We start from the raw sequence: 15,116 nt of genomic DNA, 5'->3' as shown, positions 1-15,116 counted from the left end.
TGGAATCGATATGACGAGGACCCAGCGAATCAAGGACTACATCCGCTCCTATCCCCCAGAGATCTGCATGGAGCGCGGACGTATCTATACAGAGGAATTCTTTTCCCACCCGGAGCGCCCGCTGGTCATCCGCCGCGCGGAAGCTTTTGCGCGCTACCTGCGGGAAATGACCATCTATATCGGCGACGACGACCTGCTTGTGGGCAACACCGCCAGCAAGCCGCTGGCAGCCGCCCTGTTCCCGGAATTTGCAGTGGATTGGATCGAAGAAGAGCTCGATACGTTTGAGAAGCGCGACCGCCAGCGCTTTATCGTGCCGCCGGAGCTGCACGATGAGATCCTGTCCATGTGCGAAAAATGGAAGGGCTACACCCACTACGACCGGGTGGGCTACAATTTGAAGAACACCATCGGGGAGTATCTGATCGGCGAGCAGCATCCGAGCGTCAACGAGACGATGATTATCGAGCACAACCAGAACGGCGACGGCCATATCATCCCGGATTATGTGAAGTTGCTCGATATCGGCCTGGAGGGTGTCATCGACGAGGCACAGCGCAACCTCGCCCTCCTGCGCGAAGATGATCCGGAATACTTAGAGAAGAAGGCGTTCCTGGAGAGCGTCGTGATTTGTATGCAGGGCGCGCTCGACTATGCCGACCGCCTAGCAAAGCTGGCCTTTGAAAAGGCGAAATCCGCGCCGACGCCGGAACGCCGTGCGGAATTGACGGAGATCGCCCGCATCTGTGCAAAGGTGCCGCGCAAGGCGCCGGATACCTTCTACGAGGCGTTGCAGTTTGTCCTGTTTATCCACCTGATGATCCAGATGGAATCGAACGGCCACAGCATTTCCATGGGCCGCATGGACAGCTATTTGAAGAAATATTACGACCGCGACCGTGCGGCCGGCCGGATTGACGCAGCCTTTGCCCAGCAGCTCTGCGAGTGCTTCCTTCTTAAATGCTTTGAGGCCAACAAGCTGCGCGACTGGGGCACCACCGAAAACCTCGGCGGCAACCAGCTTTTCCAGACCATTACGCTGGGCGGCCAGACCCAGGATGGGAAGACAGCGGTCAACGAACTGTCGTACATTTTCTTGGAGGCGCTCGGCAATACCAATATGAATATTCCAACCGTGATCGTCAGCATGGGCAGCACCACACCTCTGGAATTCTATGAAGCAGCTTTGCGCGCGTTGGTGCGTCACGGCGGCGGGATGCCGGCGTTCTTCAACGACGATGTCGCGGTCGATATGATGGTGCGTGCGGGGATCCCGCTGAGCGACGCCCGCAATTGGGCCGGTATGGGCTGCAGCGAAGTGCGCATTCCCGGCAAACACGGCACAGGCGTTACGCCGGTCTATGTCAATGTAATGAAGCTGTTGGAGTTGGCGCTCCACGACGGATACAACCCCAATACGGGCAAATGTTTGTGCCCGTCCAGCCGTCCCTTTGTTGAGTGCCGCAATCTCAAGGAGGTTATCGCTCTTTGGGAGGAACAGCTCGACTTCTATCTCCCCTTTATCCCGCGGATCGAACGGGCCATCGCGGAGAGCTACTATACGCTGACCCCGACGCCATTCCTCTCCGGCGTGGTGGATTACCGCATTGAGATGGGCAAAGACATCTCCTGGGGACGCGGACCCAATTACAACGACACCATCGTGCATGCGCACGGCTACCCAAATGCCGCCAACGCCTTGGAAGCGCTGGAACGCGTGTGCTTTAAAGATCAGAAATATACCCTGAAAGAGGTTATGGAGGCCATCGACGAGAACTTCGCCAGCGACAAGGGAATGGCGATCCGCAAGGCCCTGTTGAATGCGCCAAAATTCGGCAACGACGACGACGAGGTGGACGATCTCTGCCGCGACCTCTTTACCATTTTGCCGGCGAAGATGCGCCAGTTTACCCCGCTGCGCGGCGGGCAGTTCGGCTGCACGGCCCAAACGGTCGTTATGAACGTGACCGACGGTGCAGTGGTCGGCGCTACGCCCGATGGACGGCGCGCAGGCGAAAGCCTGGCCGACAATATGTCCCCCACCCCTGGCACGGATTTGCAGGGGATCACCGGCGTCTTCAACAGCCTCGCCAAGATCGACCACGCCCTGATGGACAACGGCTCCATCTTAAACATCCGTTTCCATCCTTCGGCGCTGAACAGCCCGGAGAAGATCGAAAAGATCGCCCAAGCCATCGCGGTCTATTTTGAGAAGGGCGGATTCCAGGTACAGTTCAATGTGGTCGGCCGCGAAGTGCTGCTCGACGCACAGCAGCATCCGGAAAATTATCGCTCCTTGGTGGTTAAGGTGGCCGGCTTTAGCTGCTTCTACTGCGAGCTGGAAAAGAAATGGCAGGATCACCTGATCGCCCGCACAGAATACGATGCATTCGCTTAATCGGAGGTTTTTATGACAGGTCATTTGTTCAATATCCAGCGGTTTAGTCTGGACGACGGTCCCGGTATCCGCACGGTTGTCTTTCTCAAAGGCTGCAACCAGGTTTGTCTCTGGTGTCACAATCCGGAATCGCTCCTCCCGGCGCCGCAGGTTTTGCGCAAAGACAGCCTGTGTACGAGATGCGGCCGGTGCGAGGAGGTCTGCCCGCACGGGGCGGTTTCCCACAACGATGCGGGCTTCCTCACCGACCATACCAAATGCGTGCGCTGCGGCCACTGCATCGACCTGTGTCCGAGCGACGCGCTGATGCTGGTAGGCTATGACAAAACGGTGGAGGAAGTCGTCAAGCTGGTCTGTAAGGACCGGGATTTCTACCAGCGCACCGGGGGTGGGGTCACGTTCTCCGGAGGGGAACCGGCTGTTCAGAGTGAATTTCTTCTGCAATGCCTGGAAGCCTGCCGGGAACAGGGAATTCAGACCGCTATTGAGACCAACGGCAACTATCCGTTAGAGCTGACCGCGCGCCTTTCCCCTTTGCTCGACTATGTGATGGTGGACGTCAAGCACACGGACGACGAAAAGCACCGCCGGTTCACAGGGGTATCCAACCGGCAGTCGCTCGCTTCTGCCCAGTATTACCTGGCACATAATGCCACCGATTTGCGGGTCCCCGTTATCCCCACTTTCAACGACACGGCGGACGAATTGCAGGATATTCTCCGCTTCGCACGGGAGTCCGGTGCCAAAAAGGTAACCCTGCTCCCCTATCATACATTTGGCATCAGCAAATACACCAATCTCAGCATGCCTTATACCCTGGGCAGCGAACCTTTGTCCGTCGCCGCGGTGCAGGCGATAGTCGATACGCTGGACGCGGGCGGGCTTGCTGTGGAAGTAAACGAACGATAGCCGGATTGGAGAATGGACATGATCGAACGCCATGTAAAGATGATTGAACTGGTCGCGGAACGCGGCGAAATTGAGACAGGGCAGCTTGCCCGCCTGCTGAATACCAGCGAAGTGACTGTGCGCAATGATTTAAACACCCTGTCTAAAAAGGGAATCCTGGCCCGGCGGCGCGGCTATGCGACCCTCCCCAACCCGGACGACACGAATTATCATATGGCTCTGCACTATGAGGCAAAGCTGAAGATCGCGGCGGCCGCAGCCCAGAGGGTGCGGGACGGCGAGACAATCATTGTCGGCACCGGAAGCACCTGTGCCATGTTTGCCGCACAGGTGGCCGAAACTCGGCGCAATGTCACAATCTTGACCAACTCCGCCTATGTTGCGGCGAACCTCTGCAAGGAGCCGGATGGACGGATCATTCTGCTGGGCGGCAGTTATCAGAAGCACTCCCAATGCATGGTGGGGCCGTTGGTCAAGCGGTGCTTGCAAGATTTCCACGTAAACACCGCGTTTGTCGGCGCGGACGGGTTTACTGTTGCGGGTGGATTCTTCGGCGTAGATATGGAGCGCGCAGAGGCGCTGCGCGAGATGGTCCATTGTGCAGATCGCATCTGTATGCTGCTGGACGGTTCCAAGTTGGGAAAAAGTGGGACGGTATCTTTTTTGAGTACCTCCAGCGTTTCCGAGTTGATTACCGATGCCAGCGCAGATTCTGAAATCTGCGAAGGCCTACGCAAACGGAATGTACAGGTGACAGTTGTCTGATCTCAATCAAAAAGAAGAGTCCTCAGGGAAACGCAACGGTTTGCCTGAGGACTTTTTTCGGGAATCAAATACCTGTCTTTTCTTTATAGCTTCTTTCGCGCGGCGGCGAATCCAAAAACGGTGCCGCAAGCGCCACCCACCAGATGCATAAAATGCGCTACATTGTCCTGAACAAAGAGAGCGGCGTACACCTCCTGTCCTAGATATAGGATGGCAACCAGGATCAGCGTCAGGGGGACTCTCCCCTCTTTCATCCCCGCCAAGGAGGAAAGCATAACGAGCATAAATACAATACCGCTTGCTCCCAACAGCGCGGTGACTGGAAAAAAGATGCATTGCAGCAGGCCCGAGATCAGCGCGGTCAACAGAATGCCAGTCAGGAGGACTTTGCTTCCATATTTCTCTTCCATAGGTGGGCCGATCACCAAGAAAAGGAGCATATTTCCCGCAAAATGCTCGTATCCCGCATGTCCTAGAACATGGCCAAACAGACGGACGTATCCGAGCGGGTCAGTCAACGGTGACCGGTAGACGGAGAAGAAAGCCTGCGTTGTCCATCCGCCGGTCAGAGCGCCCAACAGCAGCGCCGCCAGAGAGAGAAAGAAAAAGGTCAAAACGACCGGTGTATTGTAATGAATCCGTTTCAAAACCGCCATACAAACTCCTCCTTATATAAATGGAAAAATGCTTCCGGTGTAAGAATGCCTGTAACGGCTGTGTGGCCAGATCACATGAACCCTTAGTAGAGGCTCTTTTTCTGATGGTATTTGAGAAACACGCTTGTCTTCCAGGAGTATTGTACCATAAAGATGGACGGTATGTCTCTATGGATTGTATGGACATGGGTAAAAAGAAACCCGCATTCATGCAAACATCCCCTATTTGCGGGAAAAGCTAGAATCTTTTTGTCAAAAAATTTGTTTTAGGACTTGCATTGTTTGAAAGAACATGCTATAATAAATCTCGCCGTCAAGGGAGATGCCTTTGGCGGCAGAAATATGGGCCTGTAGCTCAGCTGGGAGAGCGTTCGGTTCGCATCCGAGAGGTCGTGGGTTCGAATCCCTTCAGGTCCACCATAAAATCAAAACAGTAGATGCCACTGGCGAAAAGCCAGTGGCATCAACCGTTTCCGGGCTTTTTCAGCTCAAAAATTCACGGATGATTCCATAGATGCCAACCGCTGTTTCCCCCTAACTGGTGGGATTCGAACCCCCTCTTCTCGGAGGTTGGCAAAACCAGAAACCATGTAGCGCCCTTTTTGAAGCATCAATTTTCAAAAAGGGCGCTATTTTTCTATCAATCGAATACACAAAATTTGAGGCGTCAATTTGTTGGTCACGACGGGCCAATGAGTTGGCACCCTTTTTCATTTTCAGGCAATCTCAAAAAGGGCACTAAGATTTAGGAGGGAAACGAAATGGATCGCAATCCGTTTTTTCGGGAACTTTGCATCACTCTTCGCCGAAAAGACTTCACGGCACAGCCGGAGCAGGATGGCCTGCTCCCTGTGGAATAGATGGGTCTTCCTCTGTGCAAAATCAGCGATGGCGCTAGCATCCGGTACGTTTACGAAGATGCAGCCCCCCCGAACGGGAACGAGCCTGTATGGTGCGGGAATATATGACCCTGATGGAACAGGCGCCCCCCTGAAGGCGCAGGGGCTGACCGGTAACTTCCGGCCGCTGCCCGAAATACGGCGGCGCGGGAAATGATACGAATGGGTCCGCGTCCATGCGCCGGACAAGTCCAGCGGCCACCGCAGGCAGAAGATTGAACTGGTCTGGAACTTCATCGGAGAAGTCAATCTGCCGGGTGACGATCAGACCGTCGAACGGCAAAGGAAAGGCAGGACAGCATGACCTTTCAGCCATGCCACCCTGCGGCAATAAAATTACTTCCTTATGCGAGCGCGCCTTCACTGCACCTCTCTGCTTTTAGTATAGCGGAGCACGAGGCTCCTGTAAATCACGGAGGGTTTTATTGTTTTATTCCCCCGCAGGATTTGAGTACCGTTTCTCCACCAAAAGTAGATCTAACGAAATGAGATATACTTTCCGAGACAGAGAGATATCCAGCGCCACAAACGATTTCTATCACATCTTCCGCACTATGAAGCGCATAGCTTTTTGTAATTTTTTACATCAGTTATTCCGTCACATTTTCTTGAATCCAGGCTTCGATGTGGTCGGCAATTACATCATTGTTCAGATCCTGGAACATAAAGTGGTCGTTGCCGGTGATACCCTCGTCGGGCAGATGGACCACTGTGCTGTTGCCGCCGGCAGCAGTATAGGCATCGGTAAAGGTATCCGCGCTGGCGGCCATCATAGACCACATGGAGGCGGCAGGAACATCTGCAAACTCCTCACCGATGTAATCCCCATAGTAGAAAGTAACAGGGATATTCTGCTCCACCATAGCATTGTAAGAGTCACTGCCTACCTCTGGGGCCATACCCGGCTCAATGGCCACGATGGCAGCCACATGATCCGTATACAGGGGAACCTCCCAGCCAGGCATACCGCCCTGTGAATGGGTTACCAGAATGGAGTCCTGGCCGGTACGCTCATAAACTTCGTCAATCGTCGCCGCAACAGCTTGGGCCACAACTGCGAAGTCAATGGCCTGATCTCCTGCGGCATTGTCCATGCCGGTATCAGGAGTCATCTGCCGGAAGAACTGATCCAGGACATCCTCGCCTTGGGGGAATTGGGAGCCTTCGTTGTAAGTGAATTCATCGTTTAAATAGGTGCCGATACGGAACTGGGTGTACCATGTCTGGTCGGAGGGGGTGGTGGTCATGGTGCCTGCCACCGAGGTCTGTCCGGCCTCGCCCCGGCGGGGCTGGTCGATGAGCCAAACACTGTGGCCCATCCGCAAGAACATATTGGACCAACCCTCCCGTCCATCAGGAGTGGTCATCCATCCCATACGGGACTGTCCATAGCCGTGGAGAAACACCATGGGCAGCCCGGTGGCATCTTCAGGGATCTGGTAAAGTACATTGGCGTGGTCCACATGGGCGGTAGAACCTTCCCGAGAGGTGTAATAGTTGGCCACATCGAAGGTGCCGTCCGAGGAAATGACCGTGCCGCCGGCGGAGAAGATGCCTTGCTCCGCAATCACCAGAGCGTCGGAATTTGTCTGCGTGACAGTTTCCTGCGTTTTCTCGGGGGTTGAGCTACTGGCAGATGCGCTGGGCGTATCATTCCCAGTGCATCCGGCCAGCAAAGAGAGGGTCAAGACCCCAGCCAGGGCCAGAGCCAGCCATTTGTGAGTATGTTTCATGGTCGTTCGTCCTTTCTGTTTTTTTTAATTTTTATAACGGACTCGCCTGATAAAGTTGCTACAGGAGTATTTTGCTATCTTTTTAACCGAAGTCAGACCGGGCGCTTAACTCGGCACATTTTTCAATTTCATCCAACTTTCTTGTGGAGGACATCTCGGACAAACTGGACGGCACCGCTGCCCAGCAGCAGAGTGCGGGGATAGCCCTCCCTCTGGATCGTTTCCACGATGATCTTCCCACCGCGGTCAGGATCTCCCGGTTAGCCATGCAGGTAGTTAAGGATCATAACTCGCCAGCCCGCACTCCAGCACCAACGACAGTCCGCCGATCACAGGCGCGTCCACAAATTCGCTGCGGGTCACATGGAGCCCGCTCCAGTTTGTCGGGAACATCGTTTCCGGAAACCAGCCCCACATAGTTGGCCTCCACCAGATACGCCTCGTCCGCCACGCTGACAGTAAAGGCCTTTCGCCCCAGGTGTTCTCCACGGTCTTGTGGTTGGAGCTGAGACACAGAAAGATCTGGTTGCCTCCCGCGATGCTTCCCCAGGCGGCGTTTATGGTGTCTGGCGTTCCATCTTTGCCATAGCTGGCGATGACCATCACCAGCTATGGGTATAAAAAGGGCTTCACACAAAAGTCCTTTCTCTTAGTAATTTCTCCTCCTGGATCAATCGTGGATCTTATAGTTCTGGAGCAGCATCTCCGCCACGCCAGGGGCCTCTGGATCGTGGTGGCCCTTGCCGGTGTCCAGCGCGTACATCTCATTCATTTCATCTTCTGTCAGTTCAAAATCGAAAATACGGAGGTTGCCGGCAATTCGCATCGGGTTGGTGGACTTGGGCAGCACGATCAGGCCGCTCTGTACTTCAAATCGAAGGATGATCTGGCCAGCATTCTTGCCATACTTCTCTGCCAACTTGGCGATAACCGGGTGGGAGAGCAGGCTGCTGTCCCCGTGGCCCAGAGGCTGATAAGCCTCGATCTTTACATCGTCCCCCGCCAGCAGTTCCCGCAGCTCCCGCTGCTGGAAGAAGGGGTTGCACTCCACCTGGTTCACCGCCGGGAGGATCTTGAACTGGGGGACGAATTCCTTCCAGATCTTCGGGGTCATGTTGCTGACACCGATAGACCGGATCTTTCCCTCGGCCTTGGCCTCCTCCAGGGCCTTCCATGCGCCCGCCACATCGCCGTATGGCTGGTGGAGCAAGTAGAGGTCCACATAATCCATCCCCAGCTTCTCCAGAGAGGTGTCCAGACCCTTCTTGGCCGGCTCGTAGCCGTAGTCCTGGAGCCATAGCTTGCTGGTGATAAAGATTTCCTCGCGGGGGATGCCGCTGTCCTTGACCGCCCTGCCCACATCCGCCTCATTGAAGTAGGCGGCAGCGGTATCGATGTGCCGGTAACCGGCCTTGAGGGCGGTCCGCACCGCGTCGTAGGTGGGACCGTCGGCGGGGATCAGGAACACCCCAAAGCCGATGGCGGGGATCTTGTTGCCGTCGTTCAGTGTGATGGTCGTCATGATAAAACACTCCTTTTATGGATTTCTGTTTGCGTCGATGATCTCTTGCAGAGAGATATGCGGATTGCGGTAGCGCGCATTGGGATTTTTATCCGCTATACTCAATCCGATGGCCTTCTGCGGACAGTTGTGGGCGCAGGCCAGGCAGAACTCGCAGGTGCTTTGCTTCCGCTTTGCCTTTCCACCCTCCAGGTAGAAATTATCCACAGGACACACCGACTGGCAGACCCCGCAGCCGATGCAGCTGTCCTGCACCGTAATTTGACTGCCGTCGTTAAAGGCCGGCCGCTCGCGGTTCATGGCCGACACCTGGGCGTGGAGCTTCCGCCCTTCCTCGGTGGCCTCCGGAATGCCGCGTTCCCGCCGGGATACTGCCCGTACGGCGGCGGACAGTTGTTCCTCCACATGCTTGTTCATGGACATCTGTTCATCCATGTCGAAAACCGGCAGATAGTTATCCACCATCTGGATGGAGGCGATGTAATCCACATGGACCCCCGCCTCTGCCGCCAGCTTGGCCGTGAATTCCGGCGCGTCGGTCTGGTCAAAGCCGTAGGTCAGGACGAAGTAGAAATAATCCGCCTGAAAGCTGGACTCCCGAAGGAAGCGTTTCACCATCTTGGGCGGTTCCCCTGCGTAGACCGGGCAGACGATCCCGATGGCATCATCGGAGAATTGGCGCTCAGTCCCCCGCATAATTTGCGGGATGCTGACGGGCGTGTCCGAAAAGCGCTTGGCCGCATACAGACTGTTGCCTGTGGCTGAAAAATAGAAGATCATACTGGATATCCTCCCATATCTCGGTGTAAATCAGAGTCCGCTTATGCCTCGTAAAATAACCGGCTGGCAGGAACCGGCATGGTGTCGGACCATGCCAGCCGTGTCAAAAGGATATTTTTATTCGTGGATTCTCATCTGATGGAGCATCTGGACAAATTTGGGGTCGCTGTGGTCTACAATCTCGCTGCGGCCGATGTCGAGCCCCGCAATCTCCGCCATATCCTCGCCGCTGAGCTGGAAATCCCAGATATCCATATTCTGTTCCATGCGCTCCTTGTGGACAGATTTGGGGATGACGGTGACGCCTCGCTGGACGTTCCAGCGCAGGGCTACCTGGGCAGCACTCTTGCCGTACTTCTGGCCGATTCTGGTTAGGACGGGGTGGGTGAAGATACCATGGTTTCCCTCCGCGAAGGGTCCCCAGGCTTCGGGATGAACACCGTACTCCTTCATCAGCGCCAGGGCGCTTTCCTGCTGGAAGAAGGGATGGAGCTCCACCTGGTTGACAGCGGGTTTGATCTCCACGGTCTCACAGATATCGGCCAGAATCTGGGGATAGCAGTTACAAACGCCGATGGCCTTCAGCTTGCCCTCTTCGTTGGCCTCCTCCATGGCCCGATAGGCGCCGATATAGTCGCCCATAGGCTGGTGGATCAGGTACAGATCGATGTAGTCCAGCCCCAGCTTCTTCATAGAGGTCTCAATGGCCTGCTTGGCACCCTCGTAGCTGGCGTCCTGAACCCACAGCTTGGTGGTAATGAACAGTTCCTCCCGGGGCACACCGCACTTGGCGATGGCCTTGCTCACGGCCTCCTCATTCATATAGGCTGCCGCCGTGTCGATGAGGCGGTAGCCGGTGGCGATGGCGTCCAGTACCGCCTGTTCGCAGACGGCCAGGTTCGGCACCTGGAACACGCCGAAGCCCTCCAGAGGCATTTCCACGCCGTTATTCAGCTTGATGGTCTCGATTTTGTTCATGATAGAAGTCCTCCTGTTCGTATTAATCCGTTTTAAGTTGTGTGCTTTAGCCGCGGGCGATATTGTATACAGCGCCGCTGACATAGCTTGCCTCGTTGGACAGAACAATCGTGGGAACAGAAAATGTAAACATGCAAAAACCTCTTTATATCACGAAAAGTCGCTCCAAGAATTCAAATTATCCATGGATCTTCACACTGTTGAGCTGCCGGGCCGTGCAGAAGCTGTGGTGGTCGATGATCTCGCTGTGGCCGATGTCCATGCTGGTGATGCTCTCCATCTCTTTCTCCGATAGTTCAAAATCAAAGACATCCAAATTTTCTATCATCCGCTCCTTGTGGACTGTCTTGGGAACGGTGGGGATATTCCTCTGGATATGCCAGCGGAGGATGACTTGGGCTGTGGTTTTGCTGTGCCTGCCGGCGATCTTGGCCAGCATCTTATGGTTGAAAATATCTTTCTGTGCCTCGGAGAAGGGGCCCCACGCCTGGGGAAGAACCCCATAGTCCTCCATGACCCGCAAGGTGGTGTTCTGCTGGAAAAACGGGTGGATCTCGATTTGATTCACCATAGGCTTGATTTCCTGGTTCATGCATAGGTCTACCAGCCGCTCCGGGGTGAAGTTGCTCACCCCGATGGCTCGGACCGCTCCCTCATGGTACAGCCGCTCCATGGCCCGCCAAGCGCCGTAGTAGTCGCCAAAGGGCTGATGGATCAGGTACAGATCCAGAATGTCCAGCCCGAGCCGTTTCAAGGATGCGTCGAAAGCCCGCAGGGTTCCGTCGTACCCGGCGTCCTGGACCCACAGCTTGGTAGTGATGAACAGCTCCTCCCGGGGCAGCCCGGAACTGCGGAGCGCCATGCCGATGGCCGCTTCATTTTCATAGGATGCGGCGGTATCGAACAGACGATAGCCGGTCTCCAGCGCCTCCGAAACACAGTTCTCGCACTGTGCTGCGTCTTTGATTTGGAATGTGCCATAGCCAATCATTGGCAACTCTACACCGTTGGAGAGCGTCCTGTACTGCATGGTGTCAAGCCTCCCTTTTCCTCGATTTCTTTCGGATGAACACATTGTAGGCCCGTTTTTCCGCAAAGTACAGTGCCGATTATGCAGAGCGCTCTAACTGAAACGCATACTCCCCCTTGCAATCCGCTGGGGCGGCTGTTACAATAGTTACAAGGCGGTGATGATTGTGTTTGAGCTCTACCAGCTGGAGCAGCTTTTGGCCTTCGCGGAGTGTGGGACCCTGTCCGGCGCGGCGGAGCGCCTGCACCTGTCCCAGCCAGCCCTCAGCCGGTCCATGCAACGGCTGGAAGCGGAGCTTCAGGTCTCTCTGTTCGACCGACAGAAAAACAAAATCAAGTTCAACGAAAACGGCCGCATGGCGGCGGAATACGCGCGGCAGGTCATGGAGAAGTGCCAGGACATGATCGGCCGTGTCCAAGCCTTCGACCGCAGCCAGCGTACGATCCTGCTGGGTTCCTGCGCACCGGCCCCTTTGTGGGAGATCCCTCCGGTTCTCTCTGATCTTTATCCGGACCGGACGATCTCCTCGGAGATGCGGGAAAACGATGTGCTCCTTCAGGGTCTGCGGGATAACTTCTATCAGCTGATCATCCTGCCGTACCCGGTAGAGGAGCCTGGAATTTCCTGTGTAAAATATGGGGAGGAGCACCTGTATTTCTCCCTGCCGCCGGCACATCCGCTCTCTGGCAGCAAGGAATTATATATGAAGGATCTCAATGGCGAGACGATGCTTCTGCGGAATCGTCTCGGCTTTTGGCGCAATGTGACCGATCAAAAAATGCCGGATACTCGTTTTCTGGAGCAGGAGGATGTAGCCTTTGAAGAACTGGTAAAATTCTCCGCGCTTCCCAGCTTTACAACAGATGTGGTTCTCCACCGGGAGGGAAATCCCGTGAATCGGGTCAATATCCCGATTCTGGATGATGAGGCAAATGTGACTTATTATTGTCTATATAAGCCACACGGGCTGAATGATTTGAATGCTTTTCTCAAAACACTTCCAACCGATTGACTTCCATTGTTTACAGCCCCCAATTTCTGAGGTACGGCCGACGCAAAAAGCTTTGCTGAATCTCGCCCTCAGAGTGATCATGCAGGCAGTTAAAGGCACGAAAAACGCTCCCCGCTCCTACCGGCGAAAGGCGCCGGCAAAGAGAAGGGAGCAATTTTACCACAGAACACACCACAGACGGCGGCGTAACACATGGAGATTAGCGTCCTAAAAAGTGGCGGAAAGCGAGTGAAACCGAGCGGAAAGCGTTATAAACAATTAAAAATGATACAAACGTATCCTTTGCATTGAAGTCTCTTTCTTTATTTAATTTTCTTTATCCACATTTGAGCTGGCACAATATGTTTTGCAATACGATCCTTTCCACCGATAAATCATTCGCATATTGCAGGTTTTATCCGTAAGTTACTGTAAAAACACATCCGCTTGTGACCGGATAAATTTCTTTGGAGGTAAACTATGAATCAACAAAATTTTGGTGCAATCAAGATCGCTTTCTTTGACATTGATGGCACTTTGGTTGATATGAATAAAAAAGTGATAACCCCCAGAATGTTGGACACATTGATTCAACTGAAGCAAAAAGGCCTGCGGATTTGTATTGCAACGGGGAGAGCACCGATGACAATCCCCCACTTTCCAGGTGTGGACTTCGACGCATATCTGGCATTTAACGCCTCCTATTGTTATACAAAGGATACCGATATTTTCCGCAATCCGATCCCCACTTCTGATGTGCAGACAATTATCGAAAATGCAACGCGCATCCACCGGCCGGTTTCGCTTGCCAGCGCGACCAGATTGGGGGCAAACGGCAAGGACCAGGATTTGGTGGAGTATTATGCTTTTTCCAAACAAGAGGTAGAAATCGCAGAGGATTTCGAAGCTCTAGCGAAAGAAGAGATTTACCAAATTATGATGGGATGCTATGAAAACGAGTATGCCAGCGTTTTAAACGGTGTGAAGGGTGCGAAGATCACAGCCTGGTGGTCCCGCGCTGTGGACATCATCCCTGCAAACGGCGGAAAAGGGATGGGTATTGAAAAAGTGCTCGCCTACTACCATTTAACAAAGGAGCAAGCGATTGCATTTGGGGACGGTACCAACGATATTGAAATGCTGCAAGCGGTTGGCATCGGGGTCGCAATGGGAAATGCGACAGACAATGTGAAGGCTGCCGCAGACGATTTGTGCGGCAATGTAGCGGACGATGGAATTTACTACTATTGCAAGGACCATCACATCTTATAACCGTCTTCCCTTGCGTTTTTCAATGGATAACCCACGCCATCCTTATAATAGGAGCTATGAAAAAGACCGTTCTCTTGGAACATCTCCAAGGGACGGTCTTCCTTTTGCCCTCATACGGTATAAGAACTCCGGCTGTTTTTGATCTCTTTTGACGACCGCACAATCATAGAAACAGCCATACCCAAGATCACCACGCAGATAAATCCACCAGTAGCTGCAACCATCTGTTGCTGGAAGGCAGCATCTTTAGGGCTGCCGAACCGTGCCAACATGGCGGTCTCCAAAGATAGAATCGATACAAGGGCTGCCGCTAGGTTGATTGCCTTTGCCGCAGCCAAAATGGGACTATGATGCTTTCGGTACTTTATAAAGTTCTTAGTGGCAATGATAATGGAATAGAACGCATAGGCCGCCATAAGATAGATCAACGTCCCTGGATATTCGTAACGGCGGTTCTGCTGAACGATCAAAAGGACGATCACGGCGAGCGCTTGATTCATCAGCAGCAATATGATCCCGCAGAAACGATACCGGCGAAGCGCAGACCTTCTATTTTTCTCAATGCTCTGGGGGCTTTCGCGCCACAGCAATAGGAAACGCATCAGCGCCAATAACCCATAGTAAACTGCGATAGAAACCAGCCAAAGAGAGCGGTAGTGAACGCCGGAAATAAATTTGATAACAGCATAAAGGATATTGATTGCCAATGATAGATAGAGGGAAATGTGTACACGAAACGGGACATCTGTGATATAACGGTTGACCCAGACATTCTGGCGGGCAAAACCGGCACCCTTCCGAAAGAGCAGGAACCCATTCGTACATACAACCGTTAACGAGTAGGCCGAAACAAGATAGGCTATATATGCAACTGGGCTGGCATGCTGCGTATCGGATGAGAAAGTATATGCCAGCAGAAAGGCCGACAGAAGGACACTTAAAAGGACAACGGCCTTTCCTGGGAATAGGAGTTTATGAAGGGCTTTTTTTAACGGTTCCATTGGTTTCCTCCAGCTCTTCTCTTAAAAGACATTGCCTCTCTCCTCTTTTTCTTCGATGGTGATATCGCTTTTGATATCTCTATTTTCTAAGCCAAATCCTTCCATTCCGGGAGGGACGGATTTGCCATTTCAAGTCATCTATCGGTTGTGCTACCGTTTTATGAGAAAAGACGCATGAATGT

At 53.7% G+C, this 15,116-nt stretch carries 13 protein-coding genes, 1 tRNA gene and 1 pseudogene; 7 read left to right on the top strand and 8 right to left on the bottom strand.

Features of this window, described 5'->3' with window-relative positions; all coding sequences use genetic code 11:
• The first annotated feature begins 10 nt into the window (after positions 1-10).
• The 3 genes from I2G69_RS03695 to I2G69_RS03685 are packed head-to-tail and all read left to right on the top strand — an operon-like array spanning position 11 to position 4,072.
• Entirely contained in the window at positions 11-2,398 is a 2,388-nt protein-coding gene (locus tag I2G69_RS03695; RefSeq protein ID WP_195560235.1) for a glycyl radical protein, read from the top strand.
• 12 nt (positions 2,399-2,410) lie between these two features.
• A complete protein-coding gene (locus tag I2G69_RS03690; protein WP_191362654.1) occupies positions 2,411-3,307 on the top strand; it encodes a glycyl-radical enzyme activating protein in 897 nt (298 codons plus the stop codon).
• Between the two features lie 18 nt (positions 3,308-3,325).
• Positions 3,326-4,072: a DeoR/GlpR family DNA-binding transcription regulator gene (locus tag I2G69_RS03685; protein WP_191441947.1), complete on the top strand. Its 747-nt coding sequence runs from the start codon at positions 3,326-3,328 to the stop codon at positions 4,070-4,072.
• An 83-nt stretch (positions 4,073-4,155) separates the two neighbouring features.
• Here I2G69_RS03685 and I2G69_RS03680 read toward each other — a convergent pair whose 3' ends face one another.
• Entirely contained in the window at positions 4,156-4,728 is a 573-nt protein-coding gene (locus tag I2G69_RS03680) for a rhomboid family intramembrane serine protease (protein WP_191362653.1), read from the bottom strand.
• A gap of 344 nt (positions 4,729-5,072) precedes the next feature.
• Here I2G69_RS03680 and I2G69_RS03675 point away from each other — a divergent pair.
• Together I2G69_RS03675 and I2G69_RS14385 are read left to right on the top strand one after the other, a co-directional pair.
• Positions 5,073-5,148, top strand: a tRNA-Ala gene (locus I2G69_RS03675).
• A gap of 657 nt (positions 5,149-5,805) precedes the next feature.
• Positions 5,806-5,931 (top strand): annotated as a pseudogene (locus tag I2G69_RS14385) (hypothetical protein); the annotation flags it as partial.
• Positions 5,932-6,217: 286 nt separating this feature from the next.
• Here the strand turns inward: I2G69_RS14385 and I2G69_RS03665 are convergent.
• The 6 genes from I2G69_RS03665 to I2G69_RS03640 form a co-directional block, all read right to left on the bottom strand.
• Complete coding sequence (locus I2G69_RS03665; RefSeq protein ID WP_191362652.1) at positions 6,218-7,360, bottom strand: alpha/beta hydrolase; 1,143 nt, start codon at positions 7,358-7,360, stop codon at positions 6,218-6,220.
• A gap of 276 nt (positions 7,361-7,636) precedes the next feature.
• Positions 7,637-7,777, bottom strand: a complete 141-nt coding sequence (locus I2G69_RS03660) for a hypothetical protein (RefSeq protein ID WP_191362651.1) — start codon at positions 7,775-7,777, stop codon at positions 7,637-7,639.
• A gap of 253 nt (positions 7,778-8,030) precedes the next feature.
• A complete protein-coding gene (locus I2G69_RS03655; RefSeq protein WP_195560234.1) occupies positions 8,031-8,882 on the bottom strand; it encodes an aldo/keto reductase in 852 nt (283 codons plus the stop codon).
• Positions 8,883-8,897: 15 nt separating this feature from the next.
• Complete coding sequence (locus tag I2G69_RS03650) at positions 8,898-9,662, bottom strand: EFR1 family ferrodoxin (RefSeq protein WP_191362649.1); 765 nt, start codon at positions 9,660-9,662, stop codon at positions 8,898-8,900.
• 117 nt (positions 9,663-9,779) lie between these two features.
• Positions 9,780-10,631 (bottom strand): aldo/keto reductase, encoded by an 852-nt coding sequence (locus tag I2G69_RS03645; protein WP_195560265.1) that lies wholly within the window; start codon positions 10,629-10,631, stop codon positions 9,780-9,782.
• Positions 10,632-10,818: 187 nt separating this feature from the next.
• Positions 10,819-11,670, bottom strand: coding sequence for an aldo/keto reductase (locus tag I2G69_RS03640; RefSeq protein WP_087232146.1), 852 nt, complete (start codon positions 11,668-11,670; stop codon positions 10,819-10,821).
• A gap of 166 nt (positions 11,671-11,836) precedes the next feature.
• Here I2G69_RS03640 and I2G69_RS03635 point away from each other — a divergent pair, with 166 nt between their 5' ends.
• Both I2G69_RS03635 and I2G69_RS03630 read left to right on the top strand, forming a co-directional pair.
• Positions 11,837-12,682, top strand: coding sequence for a LysR family transcriptional regulator (locus I2G69_RS03635; RefSeq protein WP_172749614.1), 846 nt, complete (start codon positions 11,837-11,839; stop codon positions 12,680-12,682).
• Between the two features lie 459 nt (positions 12,683-13,141).
• Positions 13,142-13,933, top strand: coding sequence for a Cof-type HAD-IIB family hydrolase (locus tag I2G69_RS03630; protein WP_087232151.1), 792 nt, complete (start codon positions 13,142-13,144; stop codon positions 13,931-13,933).
• Between the two features lie 110 nt (positions 13,934-14,043).
• Here I2G69_RS03630 and I2G69_RS03625 read toward each other — a convergent pair whose 3' ends face one another.
• Positions 14,044-14,934 carry a hypothetical protein gene (locus I2G69_RS03625; protein ID WP_087232154.1) on the bottom strand — a complete coding sequence of 297 codons (891 nt, stop codon included), beginning with the start codon at positions 14,932-14,934 and terminating at the stop codon, positions 14,044-14,046.
• Positions 14,935-15,116: the final 182 nt, after the last annotated feature.

Origin of the sequence: Anaeromassilibacillus sp. D41t1_190614_C2 (assembly GCF_015558525.1) — a bacterium.
Lineage (GTDB): Bacteria > Bacillota > Clostridia > Oscillospirales > Acutalibacteraceae > Anaeromassilibacillus > Anaeromassilibacillus stercoravium.
This window is presented reverse-complemented; position numbering and strand designations above follow the sequence as displayed.

Bases quoted from the DNA above. Each gene is read 5' to 3' on its own strand.
- I2G69_RS03695 (WP_195560235.1), top strand. From the start codon at position 11: ATGACGAGGACCCAGCGAATCAAGGACTACATCCGCTCCTATCCCCCA.
- I2G69_RS03690 (WP_191362654.1), top strand. From the start codon at position 2,411: ATGACAGGTCATTTGTTCAATATCCAGCGGTTTAGTCTGGACGACGGT.
- I2G69_RS03685 (WP_191441947.1), top strand. From the start codon at position 3,326: ATGATCGAACGCCATGTAAAGATGATTGAACTGGTCGCGGAACGCGGC.
- I2G69_RS03680 (WP_191362653.1), bottom strand. From the start codon at position 4,728: ATGGCGGTTTTGAAACGGATTCATTACAATACACCGGTCGTTTTGACC.
- I2G69_RS03665 (WP_191362652.1), bottom strand. From the start codon at position 7,360: ATGAAACATACTCACAAATGGCTGGCTCTGGCCCTGGCTGGGGTCTTG.
- I2G69_RS03660 (WP_191362651.1), bottom strand. From the start codon at position 7,777: ATGTGGGGCTGGTTTCCGGAAACGATGTTCCCGACAAACTGGAGCGGG.
- I2G69_RS03655 (WP_195560234.1), bottom strand. From the start codon at position 8,882: ATGACGACCATCACACTGAACGACGGCAACAAGATCCCCGCCATCGGC.
- I2G69_RS03650 (WP_191362649.1), bottom strand. From the start codon at position 9,662: ATGATCTTCTATTTTTCAGCCACAGGCAACAGTCTGTATGCGGCCAAG.
- I2G69_RS03640 (WP_087232146.1), bottom strand. From the start codon at position 11,670: ATGCAGTACAGGACGCTCTCCAACGGTGTAGAGTTGCCAATGATTGGC.
- I2G69_RS03630 (WP_087232151.1), top strand. From the start codon at position 13,142: ATGAATCAACAAAATTTTGGTGCAATCAAGATCGCTTTCTTTGACATT.
- I2G69_RS03625 (WP_087232154.1), bottom strand. From the start codon at position 14,934: ATGGAACCGTTAAAAAAAGCCCTTCATAAACTCCTATTCCCAGGAAAG.